Raw genomic sequence first — 12,347 nt, 5'->3', positions numbered from 1 at the left:
GGCAACACTGGCGCTTCGCGCCAATCAATGATTGCAGCAACGATAAAAACGCACTGGCGGGTCAGACGCCCTGGCGCATCAGGCGCTGACGCAGCCGCGAGGAACACTGCTCGACGGCGTACACCAGCACGAAGATCATCAGCACGATCGTCGCCGCCTGGTCGTAGCGGAACATTTCCATCGAGACGGCCAGTTCGGCACCGATCCCGCCTGCGCCAACAAGCCCGAGCACCACGGAAGAGCGCACCGCTTTTTCCAGCGAGAACAGACCGGTGTTGATCAGGCTGGGCATCGCCCCTGGCAACAGCGCGACGGCGATGCGATCCGCTGGACTGGCGCCGATCGAAGCGAGCGCTTCCGACGGCGCCGGATCGACTTCTTCCAGCGCCTCGGCAAAAAAGCGCGCGCAGAAGCCGATGGTGTCGATGATGATCGTCAGCGTGCCGGCAAAGGTGCCAAGCCCGACCGATGCCACGAAGAACAGTGCCCACGCCAGGTCCGGCACCGTGCGGAAAAAACTGATCAGCGCGCGGGTGGCGTGCAGCACACCCGCATGCGGCGATGTGTTGCGGGCGGCGAGCAGCGCGAGCGGGATGCTCAGCAGAATACCGATGACCGTACCAACCAGTGCCATTTGAAAGGTCACCAGGATCGCTTTGGCCATCGGCCAGGCGCGGTCGGTAGCGGGCGGCAGCATCTCGCCGCCGATCACGGCCATGTTTGGCAGCCCCTTGAGCAGGTCCGACAGTGACAGTCCCGCACTGGACAGCGACCAGAGAAAGAACAGCACGAACAGCCCAACGAGCACTTGAACCAACGCGCTTGGCCGCTCGAAGCGTCGCCCCAATTCAGCCGTTAGGGGCGCAGTACGTTCAAGCATAGAAGCCTCGCAAACTGGTCAATGTTTCCGTAGCACTGGCGCTGTCTAGCATCAGACTGCGTTCGCGCACGCCGATGATCCGATCGGCGTAATGCAGCGCATGCTCGATATGGTGTGAAACGAAAAACAGGGTCAGCCCATTCGCCCGCCCAAGCGATGCGAAGAGCTCCATGACCTCCTCGCCAGATTGCGGGTCCAGGCTTGCGGTGGGTTCGTCGGCGAACAGAATGCTCGGCTCCTGCATCAGCGCGCGAGCGATAGCCACACGTTGGGATTGGCCACCGGATAGTTCGTCGCAGCGCTTGTGCGACAGATGGGCGAGCCCGACCTGAGTCAGGCAGTGCATCGCCTTTTCTCGGTCGGCTTGTGCTGCGAAGCCCTGAAACCAGTGCCGAGGCCCGCTATGGTGCGCGAGCGTGCCGTGCAGCACGTTGGTCAGCACCGACAGACGCGGCACCAGCCCATGTTTCTGAAACACGAAACCCACTCGGTTGCGCGCTTTGCGCAGATCGCGGCCCGACTTGCCGCATAGGCTGGTGCCGTCCAGGACGATCCGGCCGGCATCCGGCTCGATCAGCCTCACGCAACAACGCAGCAGCGTGCTCTTACCCGCACCATTGGCACCTATCAGCGCCACTGACTGGCCGGGCTCGAGGCGGAAACTGATATCGGCGAATACCGGCTTGTCGTTACTGGCGAAGCGCTTGGTCAAACCATTGACCTGTAGCGGGTAAGGCTCGGTCGCTACGCGCGGCAGTGCAGCGGCAAGACTCGTCATGCATGAGCTCCTTTGATTGGGCGCAATAGCGGTCTGAACCGGTTGCTCATTCGCCGATGAAATCGGCGTATTCGGGGAAGCCCGCAGTGGCGTACATCGACCGCACGTAGTTGTAGTGGGTGTCCTTGACGTTGGTGACGAAGCGCATGCCCGAGTACTTCTGGTTATCCTCGCCTTGGAGGATCGCGGCAATCAGCGCATCGGAGTGCTCGACGAAGGCCTGACGCATCTTTTCAACCTTTTGATCGTCGACGTGGCTGCCGGCCATCAATACGTCGTTCGGCAGATCGGGACCGCGGGCGATGACGCGGAAAGCGCCTGGCTGCAAGCCGCCTTTTTCCATTTCGTCCTGACGCAGGCTGAGGAAATTCTGGTGGTTCATGCCGATGGCCGAAACATCCCCGCGCTTGAGCGCTTCCCAGAGCACTGGAATCTTCGTATTGACGACCTCGACGTCTTTCAGCGGATCGAGCCCAGCATCGGCCAGCGCCTGGATCGGCCCCAGATGCTTGGAGGTGGAACCGACGTCACCGAGGCCGACCTTGCTGCCCTTCAGATCGTCGATGCTGTTATAGGGCCCCTCGGCCATGGCAATGATCACGGCGAAGTAATCGGGGCGGGACAGGCCAGCGACGATCTTCGCGTCGGCGCGCTTTTGCATCACCACGTATTCGGCTGGGCCGGTGAGCACGAAGTCGACCTTGTTGAAACGCAGGGCCTCGACGGCCGCGGTGCGGTTGGTAACGGGCTGGAATTCAATCTCATAGCCAGTGACCTTCGACAGCTCGTCACGGAATGCGCCGAATTCGCGCTGCAGCTCTTCCATACCGACCAGATCGGTCACCGCCAGCTTTACCGTTTCGGCTTGGGCGGCTGAAACCAGGCAAACCAGACCGGCCAGCACTACTCCAACGTTTTTGATCAGCGACATCGTCCGTGGCCTCCATCGGCTATATAGGATCGAACCACTGTCGCAGTGCTATCTGACTGACGCGTGAAGGTCTTGTGAGTAATCGATGACTTGTCTAGCAACTGATCGAAAAGCGCGCCTGTGCAAGTGGAGCCGCACCGCCATGCGCGAACGCGAACGGCGCTAAGCGGCCGGCTCTGCCACCGCGCCTCGCCTCTGCACCCGACCGGCACGGAACAGAGCCGCGGGTCCGGCGAGCAAGCACAGCCCCATTAGCGCGAACGCCGCCCACCAACCCGCCAGCTGCTCGTCGCCCAGCCAGTCGAGCACCATGCCGAACAACAAAGGCCCGAGGAACGCACCGGTAAAGCCGGTGCAGGAATACAGCGCCATGACGGCGCCGCGATGGCTGGCGGGCGCAACCGCTACCAGCCCGGCCGTCAACGCAGCCGAGTCAGCCGTAACCGTGACGCTGTAGCATACGATGAGCACCAGCAGCGCCCAGAATGGCAGCGCCGCGCCGAGTCCGAGCAGGCAGGCCAACAGCGCCGAAAACAGCATCACTGCGACCAGCCAACGCTGCCGGCCAAAACGGATCGCCATTTCGTTACCGAGGATGCTCGCTGGCATGCCGATGAGCGTTGCGATCATCGCCACCCAGGTTCCGCTCAGCCAGGGCGATTGGCCCTGCCAATCACCGGCGAACACGATGAAGGCCACCAGCCAGGCGCGGAAGGCGAACAATTCCAGATTGTGCATGGCATAGGCCAGGCAATAGGCGATGACAGGGCGGCTCATCAGCGGCGCCAGGTCCAGCAGGCGTCGCGGCTCATGCTCGGCGACCGGCTTTGGCGGTAACCCGCGCCACACCATCACCCAGGCAAATAGCGCGCAGCCCCCGCTGAGCAGTGCCGGCAATTGCCAACCGCCAAGCTTGGCCAACTCGCCCGAAAGCAGGAAAGACAACGCCGTGCCGAGACCGAAGCTCGCCGTGTAAAACGCGATGGCACGCGATTGCGCCGGCCCCTCGATGCGCTCGGACAGGGCCTTGAGCCCTGGCATGTAGGTGCCGGCCATGCCGATACCGGCGAGGACACGCCAGAGCAGCGCCGACCAGAAGCCATCGGCCAGCACGAAGCCGGCGCTGGCGAACGCGGTCAGCAGCATGGCCCAGAGGTAGATCAGCCGCGCATCGTGGCGATCGGTCAGCCCCGTCAACACCGGCACCGCGAGCATATAGCCCAGAAAGAAGCCGCCGCCGATCCAGCCCGCCTCGGTGTTGTTCAGGTCCCAGAGCGTCTGGAATTCGGGCAGCAGCGCCGCGAACAGCGCGAATCCGGCCATGCCCAGGGTTTCAGCAATGCACATCACCAGGGTCAACCGGCGCGCGGTCGAGCTCGGTTGGGCAGCGGGTGGCGGTGAGGCGTCGGTCGGATTCATTCGGCATCCATCTTGGTGGCGACTTCCCTGCGGGTCCAGCGTACCTCAGAGAGATTGGCCGTCGGCGGCCAGGCTGACTCCGGTTGGCAGCGCGTCGGGATGCTCCAGCAACCAGGTGTCCAGATTGTGGCCGATGTGGGTCAGCACTGCCTGCCCCGGGTTCAGTTCGGCAATCGTCGCCAACGCGTGGGTCAGGTCGTTGTGATTCTGCGGTGACGCCTGAGGCGGGCTCGAACAGTCCAGCACCAGCAGGTCGAGCGGGCGCTGCCGCAGCACGTCCAAGCTGACTTCGGGCACGCCAAGAGTGTCGGTGAGATAGGCGATGCGCCGCCCCATTCCCTCGAACACATAGCCCAGAGTCGGCTTTGAATGATTGAGCGGCAACGCGGTAACGCTGAGCTCACCCAGCTCGCGTCGCTCCAGCGTGGCGAAAGGCTGAGAAAAATCCAGGATACCGGGGTGCTTGTAGAGATCGGCCAGGCCCTCGGGGTCCTCCGGGCCATGCACTGGAATCCGCATCCCGAGCCCCCAGCGCAGGTGCAACAGACCTTGGGCATGGTCGGCGTGGTAATGGGTCTGGAGGATTCCGCTGAGGCTGCCGGGCGCGAAACGCTCGGTCAGATCGGTGAGCCCACTGTCGATCAGCCAACGCTGCGAGCCGCATTCGATCAGTGCGCAGCAGGGGCCGCGACGCCAGGTCGAATCGACGCGAGCCCGGCGGCAGGCGATGCAATCGCAGTTGTACACCGGCACCTGACGGGCGTTGCCGCTGCCGAGGATGGTCAGGCGCATGCGGGCGCCTGGTCGATCAGCTGCAACAGGCGCTGCACGCTTTGCTCCAGCGCCCCGGAGTTGTCCAATACCAGCGCCTCGCCCTGCCCCGCTGCCTGGAACTGGTCGTTGCGGGCCAGCCGTGCGTCTATTTCCTCGAGCGATTCACGCCCCCGTGCCAGCAACCGCTGACGCAGCACCGGCAGCGACACCGTAAGCAGGACCGCCTGCAGCTGCGGATAATACCGGCGCGCCTCGGCCAGATAGGCGCGCGAGCCATTGACCAGCACATCCTGGCCCGCCGCCAGCCAATCGTCGATCTCCCGGGAAATGCCGTAGTGCAAGCCATTGGCCCGCCAGTGCAGGGCGAAGGCGCCGGTTGCTCGCAACTGCTCGAACTCCGCCTCGCTCACCGCCAGAGCATCCTCCCCTACCGCCTCGGCGGATCGGGTGATGACGCGTCGGGCGATCCGGCATCCGCGCGCTTGCAGCGGCTCGCTCGCGGCCTGCAGCAGGCTGTCCTTGCCTGAGCCGGAAGGCCCCATCAGATAGATCAGTCGTCCCGTCGTCCGTCCCTTCATCAAAACACCCTTCTGCCTTGCCGCCATACCTGTCGGACCACCGGCTGGCCATGCCTATCGCTCGCCTGCAGCAGATCCGCACGCAGACCGACGCGGATTTCGCCACGGTCGTCCAGGCCCGCTGCCTGAGCCGGCGCCAGGCTGACCGCGGCGATGGCCTTGGCCAAGTCATAGCCGTTGCCCAGCGCAGAGAGCATAAACGCCGCCTGCAACAGACTGGCCGGATAATAATCGCTGGAGAGTATGTCCAGCACACCGTGGCGTGCCAGATCAGCCGCGGCAATATTGCCCGAATGCGAGCCGCCACGGACGATGTTCGGTGCACCCATCAGCACCTTGAGCCCACGGGCGTGGCTGGCCTGCGCCGCTTCGAAGGTGGTGGGAAACTCGGCGATGGCCATGCCGAAGCCGGCCGACTCCTCGACGTGCGCGAGCGTCGCGTCGTCGTGGCTGGCCAACGCCAGGCCGCGCGCCTGGCAGATCTCGACGATGGCACGGCGCTGGCGGTCGCTGTATTGCCTGGAGTTGGCGACCTGTTGGTCGCTGAACGCATCCATCTCCGCCGCGTTGAGGTGGTACTTGCCCATGTAGTACTCGCGGTACTTCTCCGTCTGGGCGAATTGGCGCTGGCCCGGCGAGTGGTCCATCACCGATACCAACTGCACCAGCGGATGTTCCACCAAGTCGCGAAACACCGGCAGCGCATCCGGATGGCAAACCTCGCAGCGCAGGTGTAGCCGGTGATCGGCGCGGGTGTCGCCGGCGGCCTCGGCCTGGGCAATGGCGTCGAGCATGGCGGGTAGCTGCTGCATGCGCTTGCCGCGCGGGTTGATGTCGCCGATGGACAGCGCATCGAACACCGTGGTGATGCCCGCGGCTACGATCTGCGCATCATGGGTCAGCACTGCCGAGGCCGAGGGCCAATCGACACCGGGGCGTGGCGTCATGTGCTTTTCCAGATTGTCGGTGTGCAGTTCGACCAGGCCCGGTATCAGGTAATCGCCGCCCAGATCCTGGGCCTGCGGCAGCTGACTGCGCCCCTCGTCCAGCGCGGCGATGAGCCCGTCACGAATCACCAGCGTGCCGTCGATCACCCGATCCGCCGTGACCACACGGGCATTGCTCAATATCAGTTCAGCAGGCATGGCGATGCTCCTCGGCGGTCATGTCCAGGTAGCGGTCGGCGACCGCCTCGCGTATGGCACGGTCGTGGAAGATGCCGATCAGTGCCGCGCCGGCAGCCTTGGCTTCGGCGATCAACTCCAGCACCACTTGGCAATTGGCTTCGTCGAGCGACGCGGTCGGCTCGTCCAGCAGCAGCACCGGCCACTGCACCATGAAGCCGCGCGCCAGGTTTACCCGTTGCTGCTCGCCGCCGGAAAAGGTGCCGGGCGCCAGCTGCCAGAGCCGCTCGGGGATGTTCAGCCGGGTCAGCAGGCTTTCCGCTCGGGCCTGCGCCTCCTGCCGGCTCCAGCCCCGCGCCAGCGCTGGCGCCATGACCACTTCAAGGCAAGGCACCCGTGGGATTACCCGCAAAAACTGGCTGACATAGCCGAGGCTTTCGCGACGGACCGCCAACATTTGCCGAGGCTCGGCACCGACCAGTTCCAGTGCTTCGCCACGATGGCGCAGGCGGATGCTGCCGGTGGCCAGGTAATTGCCGTACAGGCAGCGCAACAGGGTGGATTTGCCGGCGCCGGAGCGTCCATGCAGCACCAGACACTCGCCGGGGGCCACAGTGAAGCTGACCTCGTTCAGTACGTTTAGGGTCACGCCGTGCTGTTGATGGAGCGTGAAGGATTTACGCAGGTTGCGGACTTCGATCGGGTTGTTCATGGGCGATCCCCGAAAACGGATGGAATTGATAACGGTGAAATGACTAGCGATCGTTCGTGCCGCATTCCCCTCACCCCAGCCCTCTCCCGAAGGGAGAGGGGGCAGATCGGCGTGGGCGCAAGGACCTGCGCACAGACGGACCCGGTCTGTTTCGCCCCGGATGTCTGCCGAAGAGCGAAAGAGCTGATCTGTGTGAGCGCGAAGGACTGCGTGTGAATGCTCTCGGTTCTTTCACGCCTGCCATCCTTAAAAGCGCAGGGGTTGATCGGCGTTGGCCTCGCTTGGTGTGGTTTCGCGGCGCCAAGCCCAGCAATCGAAGCAACGTCAATGCACATAACCTCCCCCTCTCCCTCTGGGAGAGGGCCGGGGTGAGGGATGCGGAGTTGCGGGAGGCCACTTATGGCTGCGATACCGTCGATACCCGCAGCTGCGAATTGCGGCCTCACGGCCCGAAGTCCAGCAACCGAAGCAACGTCAATGCACTTAACTGCCCCCTCTCCCTCTGGGAGAGGGCTGGGGCGCCCGGCGTAGGGGTGAGGGATGTGGAGTTGCGGATCGAGCGCGCTCATGGCTGCAGCACCGAAGACACCAGCAACTGCGAATAAGGATGCTGCGGGTCATCAAGAATCTGATCGGTGAGACCGGTTTCCACCACGCGCGAGCGGCGCATGACCATCAGTCGATCCGCCAGCAGCCGCGCGACGGCAAGGTCGTGGGTGACGATCACCACTGCCAGATCCAGCTCGTGAACCAACCCACGCAGCAGATCGAGCAGACGCGCCTGCACCGAGACGTCGAGACCGCCGGTGGGCTCGTCCATGAACACCAGACGCGGCCCGGAAACCAGGTTGCGGGCGATCTGCAAGCGTTGCTGCATACCGCCGGAAAAGGTGCGCGGCAGATCGTCGATACGTGCCGGGTCGATCTCCACCTGGCTCAGCCAGTCCAGCCCGGCCTGGCGCAACTGACCGTAGTGGCGCTGCCCCTGAGCCATCAGCCGCTCGCCGATGTTGGCGCCGGCCGATACGCCCATGCGCAGGCCGTCACGCGGGTTCTGCTCGACGAAGCCCCATTCGGTGCGCAGCAAGCTTCGACGTTCCGCCTCGCTGGCGGCGTAGAGATCGAGCCAGGCGCCGTCGCGACCGCGATAGCTCACCGAGCCCCGATCGGGCGGGCAGCGCCCGGAGAGCAGGCTCAGCAGCGTGGATTTGCCGGAGCCAGACTCGCCGACAATGCCCAGCACCTCGCCCGGAGAGAGGTCGAAGTCGACGCCCTGACAGCCGGTGTCAGGCCCGTACAGGCGCGTCAGCCCACGGACCGACAGCAAAGGCTGATCGAGGCGGCTGGCAGGTTGTTGCAGATCGAGCGCGGCGTTCATTCGGCGGCCTCCTGGGCGTCGCGGCGTTGCGTGCAGTAGTCGGTATCCGAGCAGACGAAGCGCTTGGTGCCGGCGTCGTCGACGATGAGTTCATCGAGGTAGGAGCTGTCGCTGCCGCAGAAGGCGCAGCACTGATCCCATTCCTGAATGGCGAAGGGGTGATCTTCGAAGTCCAGGCTGCGTACGTCGGTGTAGGGCGGCAACGCATAGAGGCGCTTTTCGCGGCCGGCACCGAACAGCATCAGCGCCGGGCTCATGTCCAATTTCGGGTTATCGAATTTGGGGATCGGCGACGGATCCATCACGTAGCGACCATCCACCGTCACCGGGTAGGCGTAGCTGGTGGCGATATGGCCGAAGGTGGCGATGTCTTCGTAGAGCTTGACGTGCATGACCCCGTAGTCCTCCAGCGCGTGCATGGTTCGGGTCTCGCTTTCCGACGGCTCGATGAAGCGCAGCGGCTCGGGAATCGGCACCTGGAAGACCATGATCTGGTCGTTGCGCAGGGGCGTTTCCGGAATCCGGTGGCGAGTCTGGATCAGCGTCGCCTCGGGCGTGCGGGTGGTGGTGGCGACGCCCGCCGTACGGGCGAAGAAGCGGCGGATCGACACCGCGTTGGTGGTGTCGTCGGCGCCCTGGTCGATCACCTTGAGCACGTCCTCGGCGCCGAGAATGGCGGCGGTCAGCTGCATGCCGCCCGTGCCCCAGCCATAGGGCAGCGGCATCTCGCGCCCGCCGAAGGGCACCTGATAACCGGGGATTGCCACGGCCTTGAGCAGCCCGCGACGGATCATGCGTTTGGTCTGCTCGTCGAGGTAAGCGAAGTTGTAGCCCTGCTCCGTCGCAGCGGATTGCTGATGGTCGTTAACGGTGGCGATCATGCGCGGCGCTCCTCGACGTTGGGCTCGGCCGTGGCGGTCTCCTCGACCGGCGCGCGGCGCAGCTTGCGGATCAGTTCCAGCTCGGACTGGAAGTCGACGTAATGGGGCAGCTTGAGGTGCGAGACGAAGCCACCGGCCTCGACGTTGTCGCAGTGCATCAGGACGAACTCTTCCTGCTGCGCCGGCCCCTGCACCGTCTCGCCGTATTCGGCGCCGCGCAGCGCACGGTCGACCAGGGCCATGCCCATCGCCTTGCGTTCGGCGTAGCCGAAGGCCAGCCCGTAGCCGCGGGTGAACTGCGGGTCGATGCCCTGCCCGCCGACGAACTGGTTGACCATCTCGCACTCGGTCACTTCGATGTCGCCCAGCGGCACAGCGAAGCCCAACTCCGGCGGCTCCATCCAGACCTCGACCTGGCCGATGCGGATTTCCCCGGCGAACGGGTGGTTGCGGCCATAGCCGCGCTGGGTCGAATAGCCCAGCGCCAGCAAAAAACCTTCGTCGCCACGGGCCAGCGCTTGCAGGCGTTGAGCGCGATCACTGGGAAACTCCAGCGGTTCGCGGGTGATGTCCGGCACGGCCTGATCGCCGCCGCGCTCGGGTTTCATCAGGCCTTCTGCGGCCAGCAGATCGAGCACACGCGGACAGCTCGCCAGCGTAGCGTCCGGGTCGCTCTCGGGGCCGGGATGTTCGCCCTCGGCGAGCAGGCTGAAGTCCAACAGGCGATGGCTGTAGTCGAAGGTCGGGCCGAGCAGCTGACCGCCCGGCAGATCCTTGAAGGTTGCGGAGATACGCCGACTTGGCCGCATCTGCGCGGTTTCCAGCGGCACGCTGTTACCAAAGCGCGGCAGCGTGGTGCGGTAGGCGCGCAGCAGGAAGATGGCTTCGAGCAGGTCGCCAGCCGCCTGCTTGATCGCCAGCGCCGCCAGTTCCTCGTCGAACAGCGAGCCTTCGGCCATGACCCGTGCAACCGCCAGTGGCAGTTGCTGGCGAATCTGGCTGACGCTCAATTCGGGCAAGGCAGTATCGCCGCGGCGCTTCTTCGCCAGCAGCCGGTGAGCGTTGTCGATGGCCTGTTCGCCACCCTTTACGGCTACGTACATCAGGCGACCTCCTCTATCGATGGCGCAATGCGGGTGCTGCGGGGCAAACCAATCAGGGTCTGGCCGGCGGCGAAGAAAGCGTCCAGCCCGCGCGGAAAATCATTGCGCGCGGCACGCTGTTGCCAGAACGTGGCCGGTACCGGCAGGCTGACTTCGCGCTGACCAAGAATGCCGGGGCCGCTCCAGCTCAAAGCCGCGCCACCCTCGAGCCCATCGAGCTGGACCAGCAGCGTGCAGGACTGATCGGGAAAGCGTTCGCTGCCGCTACAGAAGCCGGACAGGTCGTCCAGCGCTTGCGCGTCAAGCAACGCAAAGTCCGCCAGTTCACGCTCAGCGACGATCGCGCAACCGCAGTGGAAGGCCAGGTTGGTGCGCACCGTTGGCGTATCGAAAGCCGGCGCCAGCCACAGCCGCGTCTCGCTATCGAGCAGGCTCAGGCACACCGCATAGGTTGCCGGTGCCAGCGGATCGAGGGCGGCTACCGGTATCAGCGACTGCACCAGGCCAGGCTCGGCGAGCGCCTTGAGCGCGGCACGGAAAACACGCTGGCTGTCCAGCACCTGATCGTCGAATGCCGCATGCAACAGGTCTGCACTCATCAGTCCTCTCCTCTCACCAGGGTGAAGAATTCCACTTTGCTGCTGGCCGTCTCGGCATCCTGCGCAGCGCGGCGGGCCGACTGTGCGGCCGCCAGCGGCGCGATCATCTCCTCCTGCCAGCGCGCCTGATCGCGGCCCTGCAGATGCGCGTCAGCCAGCGCGGCCAGTTCGGCATGATGCTTGTCGCGCCCGGCCACGTAGCTGTAGCCGGTGCGGCCGTCGCCCAGGCGAACAACGCAGCGGGTCACGCTCATTTCGCCGAGGTTGAACGCAGCGCCAGTGCCGCCCATACGGCCACGCACCAGCGTCATGCCGATCTCCGGTGCACGCACCAGTCGATAGTCGATGTCCTTGAGTGCAGCCTCGTAACGCGCCAGCTCATTACCGGCACGGGCGAGCACGCCCATCCAGCGCTGGCGGGTGGCAATTTCTGGGGTCATGCGCGTCTCCATCAGGTAGCGACCTGGTACTGGAAACGGTCGGCACGGCTGGTCGACAACGACAGCTCCACCGGCCGTCCGGCCAGGTCATGGGAAAGGGTCAGTACGGTCAGCAGCGGCGCGTGACGCGGCATCAGCAACTGGTCGGCCTCATCGGGCGTGGGCAGCCGGGCGCCGATCAGGCTGAAGGCGCGACTCAGCGGCAGTTCGCGCACGGCCAGGTACTGGCGCAGCGAGCCGCCGTTGTAATCAGCCAGTAACGACTGGCGGCTGGCGCAGAAACGGTGACGGATCAGGCTCACCGGTTGTTCGTCCAGCAGGCGCAGGGTGTGCAATTCAAGCAGCGGTGCGCTTTCGCCAAGCTTCAGGTAATTCGTTTCTTCGGCGGTGGCCGGACGCAGCTGGCGTTGCAGCAGGCGTGCCTGGACACCAAGGCCCTGCGCCGACAACGACTCGCTGTAGGCGCTGCCCGCAGCCAGCGGATAGATCAGCGGCCGCGCCAGCACCCGTGTGCTTCTACCTTGCTGGCGCAGTACGCGCCCTTCGCTGACCAGCTCGTCGATGGCGCGACGTAGCGTGTGTCGATTGACGTCAAAGCGTGCCGCCAGCTGAGCCTCACCCGGTAACTGGTCGCCCGGCTGCAGATGGCGCAGTTCCTCACGCAACTGAGCGGCCAGCTGCAGGTAACGCGGCTGCGGTTGTCTAGACATGTGCATGGCTAAAAAAAGACGCGCGCGGCGTCCCTCTCCG

The 12,347-nt window shown here is 64.8% G+C and carries 14 protein-coding genes; all 14 read right to left on the bottom strand.

Features of this window, described 5'->3' with window-relative positions:
- Positions 1-61 precede the first annotated feature (61 nt).
- On the bottom strand, positions 62-880 hold the full coding sequence (gene phnE, locus D7241_RS00790) for a phosphonate ABC transporter, permease protein PhnE (RefSeq protein ID WP_408099900.1): 819 nt from the start codon (positions 878-880) through the stop codon (positions 62-64).
- Positions 873-1,658, bottom strand: coding sequence for a phosphonate ABC transporter ATP-binding protein (locus D7241_RS00785; RefSeq protein ID WP_408099899.1), 786 nt, complete (start codon positions 1,656-1,658; stop codon positions 873-875). The genes phnE and D7241_RS00785 overlap by 8 nt, the downstream gene beginning before the upstream one ends.
- Positions 1,659-1,704: 46 nt before the next feature.
- Positions 1,705-2,589 (bottom strand): phosphate/phosphite/phosphonate ABC transporter substrate-binding protein, encoded by an 885-nt coding sequence (locus D7241_RS00780; protein ID WP_408099898.1) that lies wholly within the window; start codon positions 2,587-2,589, stop codon positions 1,705-1,707.
- Between the two features lie 162 nt (positions 2,590-2,751).
- Entirely contained in the window at positions 2,752-4,008 is a 1,257-nt protein-coding gene (locus D7241_RS00775; RefSeq protein WP_408099897.1) for a nitrate/nitrite transporter, read from the bottom strand.
- A 45-nt stretch (positions 4,009-4,053) separates the two neighbouring features.
- On the bottom strand, positions 4,054-4,800 hold the full coding sequence (gene phnP / locus D7241_RS00770; protein WP_408099896.1) for a phosphonate metabolism protein PhnP: 747 nt from the start codon (positions 4,798-4,800) through the stop codon (positions 4,054-4,056).
- Complete coding sequence (gene phnN / locus D7241_RS00765; protein WP_408099895.1) at positions 4,791-5,360, bottom strand: phosphonate metabolism protein/1,5-bisphosphokinase (PRPP-forming) PhnN; 570 nt, start codon at positions 5,358-5,360, stop codon at positions 4,791-4,793. The genes phnP and phnN overlap by 10 nt, the downstream gene beginning before the upstream one ends.
- Entirely contained in the window at positions 5,360-6,505 is a 1,146-nt protein-coding gene (locus D7241_RS00760; RefSeq protein ID WP_408099894.1) for an alpha-D-ribose 1-methylphosphonate 5-triphosphate diphosphatase, read from the bottom strand. The genes phnN and D7241_RS00760 overlap by 1 nt, the downstream gene beginning before the upstream one ends.
- Positions 6,495-7,196, bottom strand: a complete 702-nt coding sequence (gene phnL / locus D7241_RS00755) for a phosphonate C-P lyase system protein PhnL (RefSeq protein ID WP_408099893.1) — start codon at positions 7,194-7,196, stop codon at positions 6,495-6,497. Before phnL ends, D7241_RS00760 begins: the two co-directional genes overlap by 11 nt.
- A 565-nt stretch (positions 7,197-7,761) precedes the next feature.
- Positions 7,762-8,574 (bottom strand): phosphonate C-P lyase system protein PhnK, encoded by an 813-nt coding sequence (gene phnK, locus D7241_RS00750; RefSeq protein WP_408099892.1) that lies wholly within the window; start codon positions 8,572-8,574, stop codon positions 7,762-7,764.
- Positions 8,571-9,455 (bottom strand): alpha-D-ribose 1-methylphosphonate 5-phosphate C-P-lyase PhnJ, encoded by an 885-nt coding sequence (locus D7241_RS00745; RefSeq protein WP_408099890.1) that lies wholly within the window; start codon positions 9,453-9,455, stop codon positions 8,571-8,573. Before D7241_RS00745 ends, phnK begins: the two co-directional genes overlap by 4 nt.
- Entirely contained in the window at positions 9,452-10,558 is a 1,107-nt protein-coding gene (locus D7241_RS00740) for a carbon-phosphorus lyase complex subunit PhnI (RefSeq protein WP_408099889.1), read from the bottom strand. Before D7241_RS00740 ends, D7241_RS00745 begins: the two co-directional genes overlap by 4 nt.
- Positions 10,558-11,157 carry a phosphonate C-P lyase system protein PhnH gene (gene phnH / locus D7241_RS00735; protein WP_408099888.1) on the bottom strand — a complete coding sequence of 200 codons (600 nt, stop codon included), beginning with the start codon at positions 11,155-11,157 and terminating at the stop codon, positions 10,558-10,560. Before phnH ends, D7241_RS00740 begins: the two co-directional genes overlap by 1 nt.
- Positions 11,157-11,609, bottom strand: a complete 453-nt coding sequence (gene phnG / locus D7241_RS00730; RefSeq protein ID WP_408099887.1) for a phosphonate C-P lyase system protein PhnG — start codon at positions 11,607-11,609, stop codon at positions 11,157-11,159. The genes phnH and phnG overlap by 1 nt, the downstream gene beginning before the upstream one ends.
- A complete protein-coding gene (gene phnF / locus D7241_RS00725; protein WP_408099886.1) occupies positions 11,609-12,313 on the bottom strand; it encodes a phosphonate metabolism transcriptional regulator PhnF in 705 nt (234 codons plus the stop codon). The genes phnG and phnF overlap by 1 nt, the downstream gene beginning before the upstream one ends.
- Between the last annotated feature and the right edge of the window lie 34 nt (positions 12,314-12,347).

The sequence above is a fragment of the Stutzerimonas sp. VN223-3 genome (assembly GCF_045999685.1).
Taxonomy (GTDB): domain Bacteria; phylum Pseudomonadota; class Gammaproteobacteria; order Pseudomonadales; family Pseudomonadaceae; genus Stutzerimonas; species Stutzerimonas stutzeri_AR.
The sequence above is the reverse complement of the archived record's forward strand: the minus strand, read 5'-3'. Positions and strand labels throughout refer to the sequence as shown.

What these genes read in the sequence shown, in the direction of transcription:
- phnH (WP_408099888.1), bottom strand. Translation starts at nt 11,157, where the DNA reads ATGAGTGCAGACCTGTTGCATGCGGCATTCGACGATCAGGTGCTGGAC.
- phnN (WP_408099895.1), bottom strand. Translation starts at nt 5,360, where the DNA reads ATGAAGGGACGGACGACGGGACGACTGATCTATCTGATGGGGCCTTCC.
- phnK (WP_408099892.1), bottom strand. Translation starts at nt 8,574, where the DNA reads ATGAACGCCGCGCTCGATCTGCAACAACCTGCCAGCCGCCTCGATCAG.
- phnG (WP_408099887.1), bottom strand. Translation starts at nt 11,609, where the DNA reads ATGGAGACGCGCATGACCCCAGAAATTGCCACCCGCCAGCGCTGGATG.
- D7241_RS00775 (WP_408099897.1), bottom strand. Translation starts at nt 4,008, where the DNA reads ATGAATCCGACCGACGCCTCACCGCCACCCGCTGCCCAACCGAGCTCG.
- D7241_RS00760 (WP_408099894.1), bottom strand. Translation starts at nt 6,505, where the DNA reads ATGCCTGCTGAACTGATATTGAGCAATGCCCGTGTGGTCACGGCGGAT.
- D7241_RS00745 (WP_408099890.1), bottom strand. Translation starts at nt 9,455, where the DNA reads ATGATCGCCACCGTTAACGACCATCAGCAATCCGCTGCGACGGAGCAG.
- phnF (WP_408099886.1), bottom strand. Translation starts at nt 12,313, where the DNA reads ATGCACATGTCTAGACAACCGCAGCCGCGTTACCTGCAGCTGGCCGCT.
- D7241_RS00740 (WP_408099889.1), bottom strand. Translation starts at nt 10,558, where the DNA reads ATGTACGTAGCCGTAAAGGGTGGCGAACAGGCCATCGACAACGCTCAC.
- D7241_RS00780 (WP_408099898.1), bottom strand. Translation starts at nt 2,589, where the DNA reads ATGTCGCTGATCAAAAACGTTGGAGTAGTGCTGGCCGGTCTGGTTTGC.
- phnP (WP_408099896.1), bottom strand. Translation starts at nt 4,800, where the DNA reads ATGCGCCTGACCATCCTCGGCAGCGGCAACGCCCGTCAGGTGCCGGTG.
- phnE (WP_408099900.1), bottom strand. Translation starts at nt 880, where the DNA reads ATGCTTGAACGTACTGCGCCCCTAACGGCTGAATTGGGGCGACGCTTC.
- phnL (WP_408099893.1), bottom strand. Translation starts at nt 7,196, where the DNA reads ATGAACAACCCGATCGAAGTCCGCAACCTGCGTAAATCCTTCACGCTC.
- D7241_RS00785 (WP_408099899.1), bottom strand. Translation starts at nt 1,658, where the DNA reads ATGACGAGTCTTGCCGCTGCACTGCCGCGCGTAGCGACCGAGCCTTAC.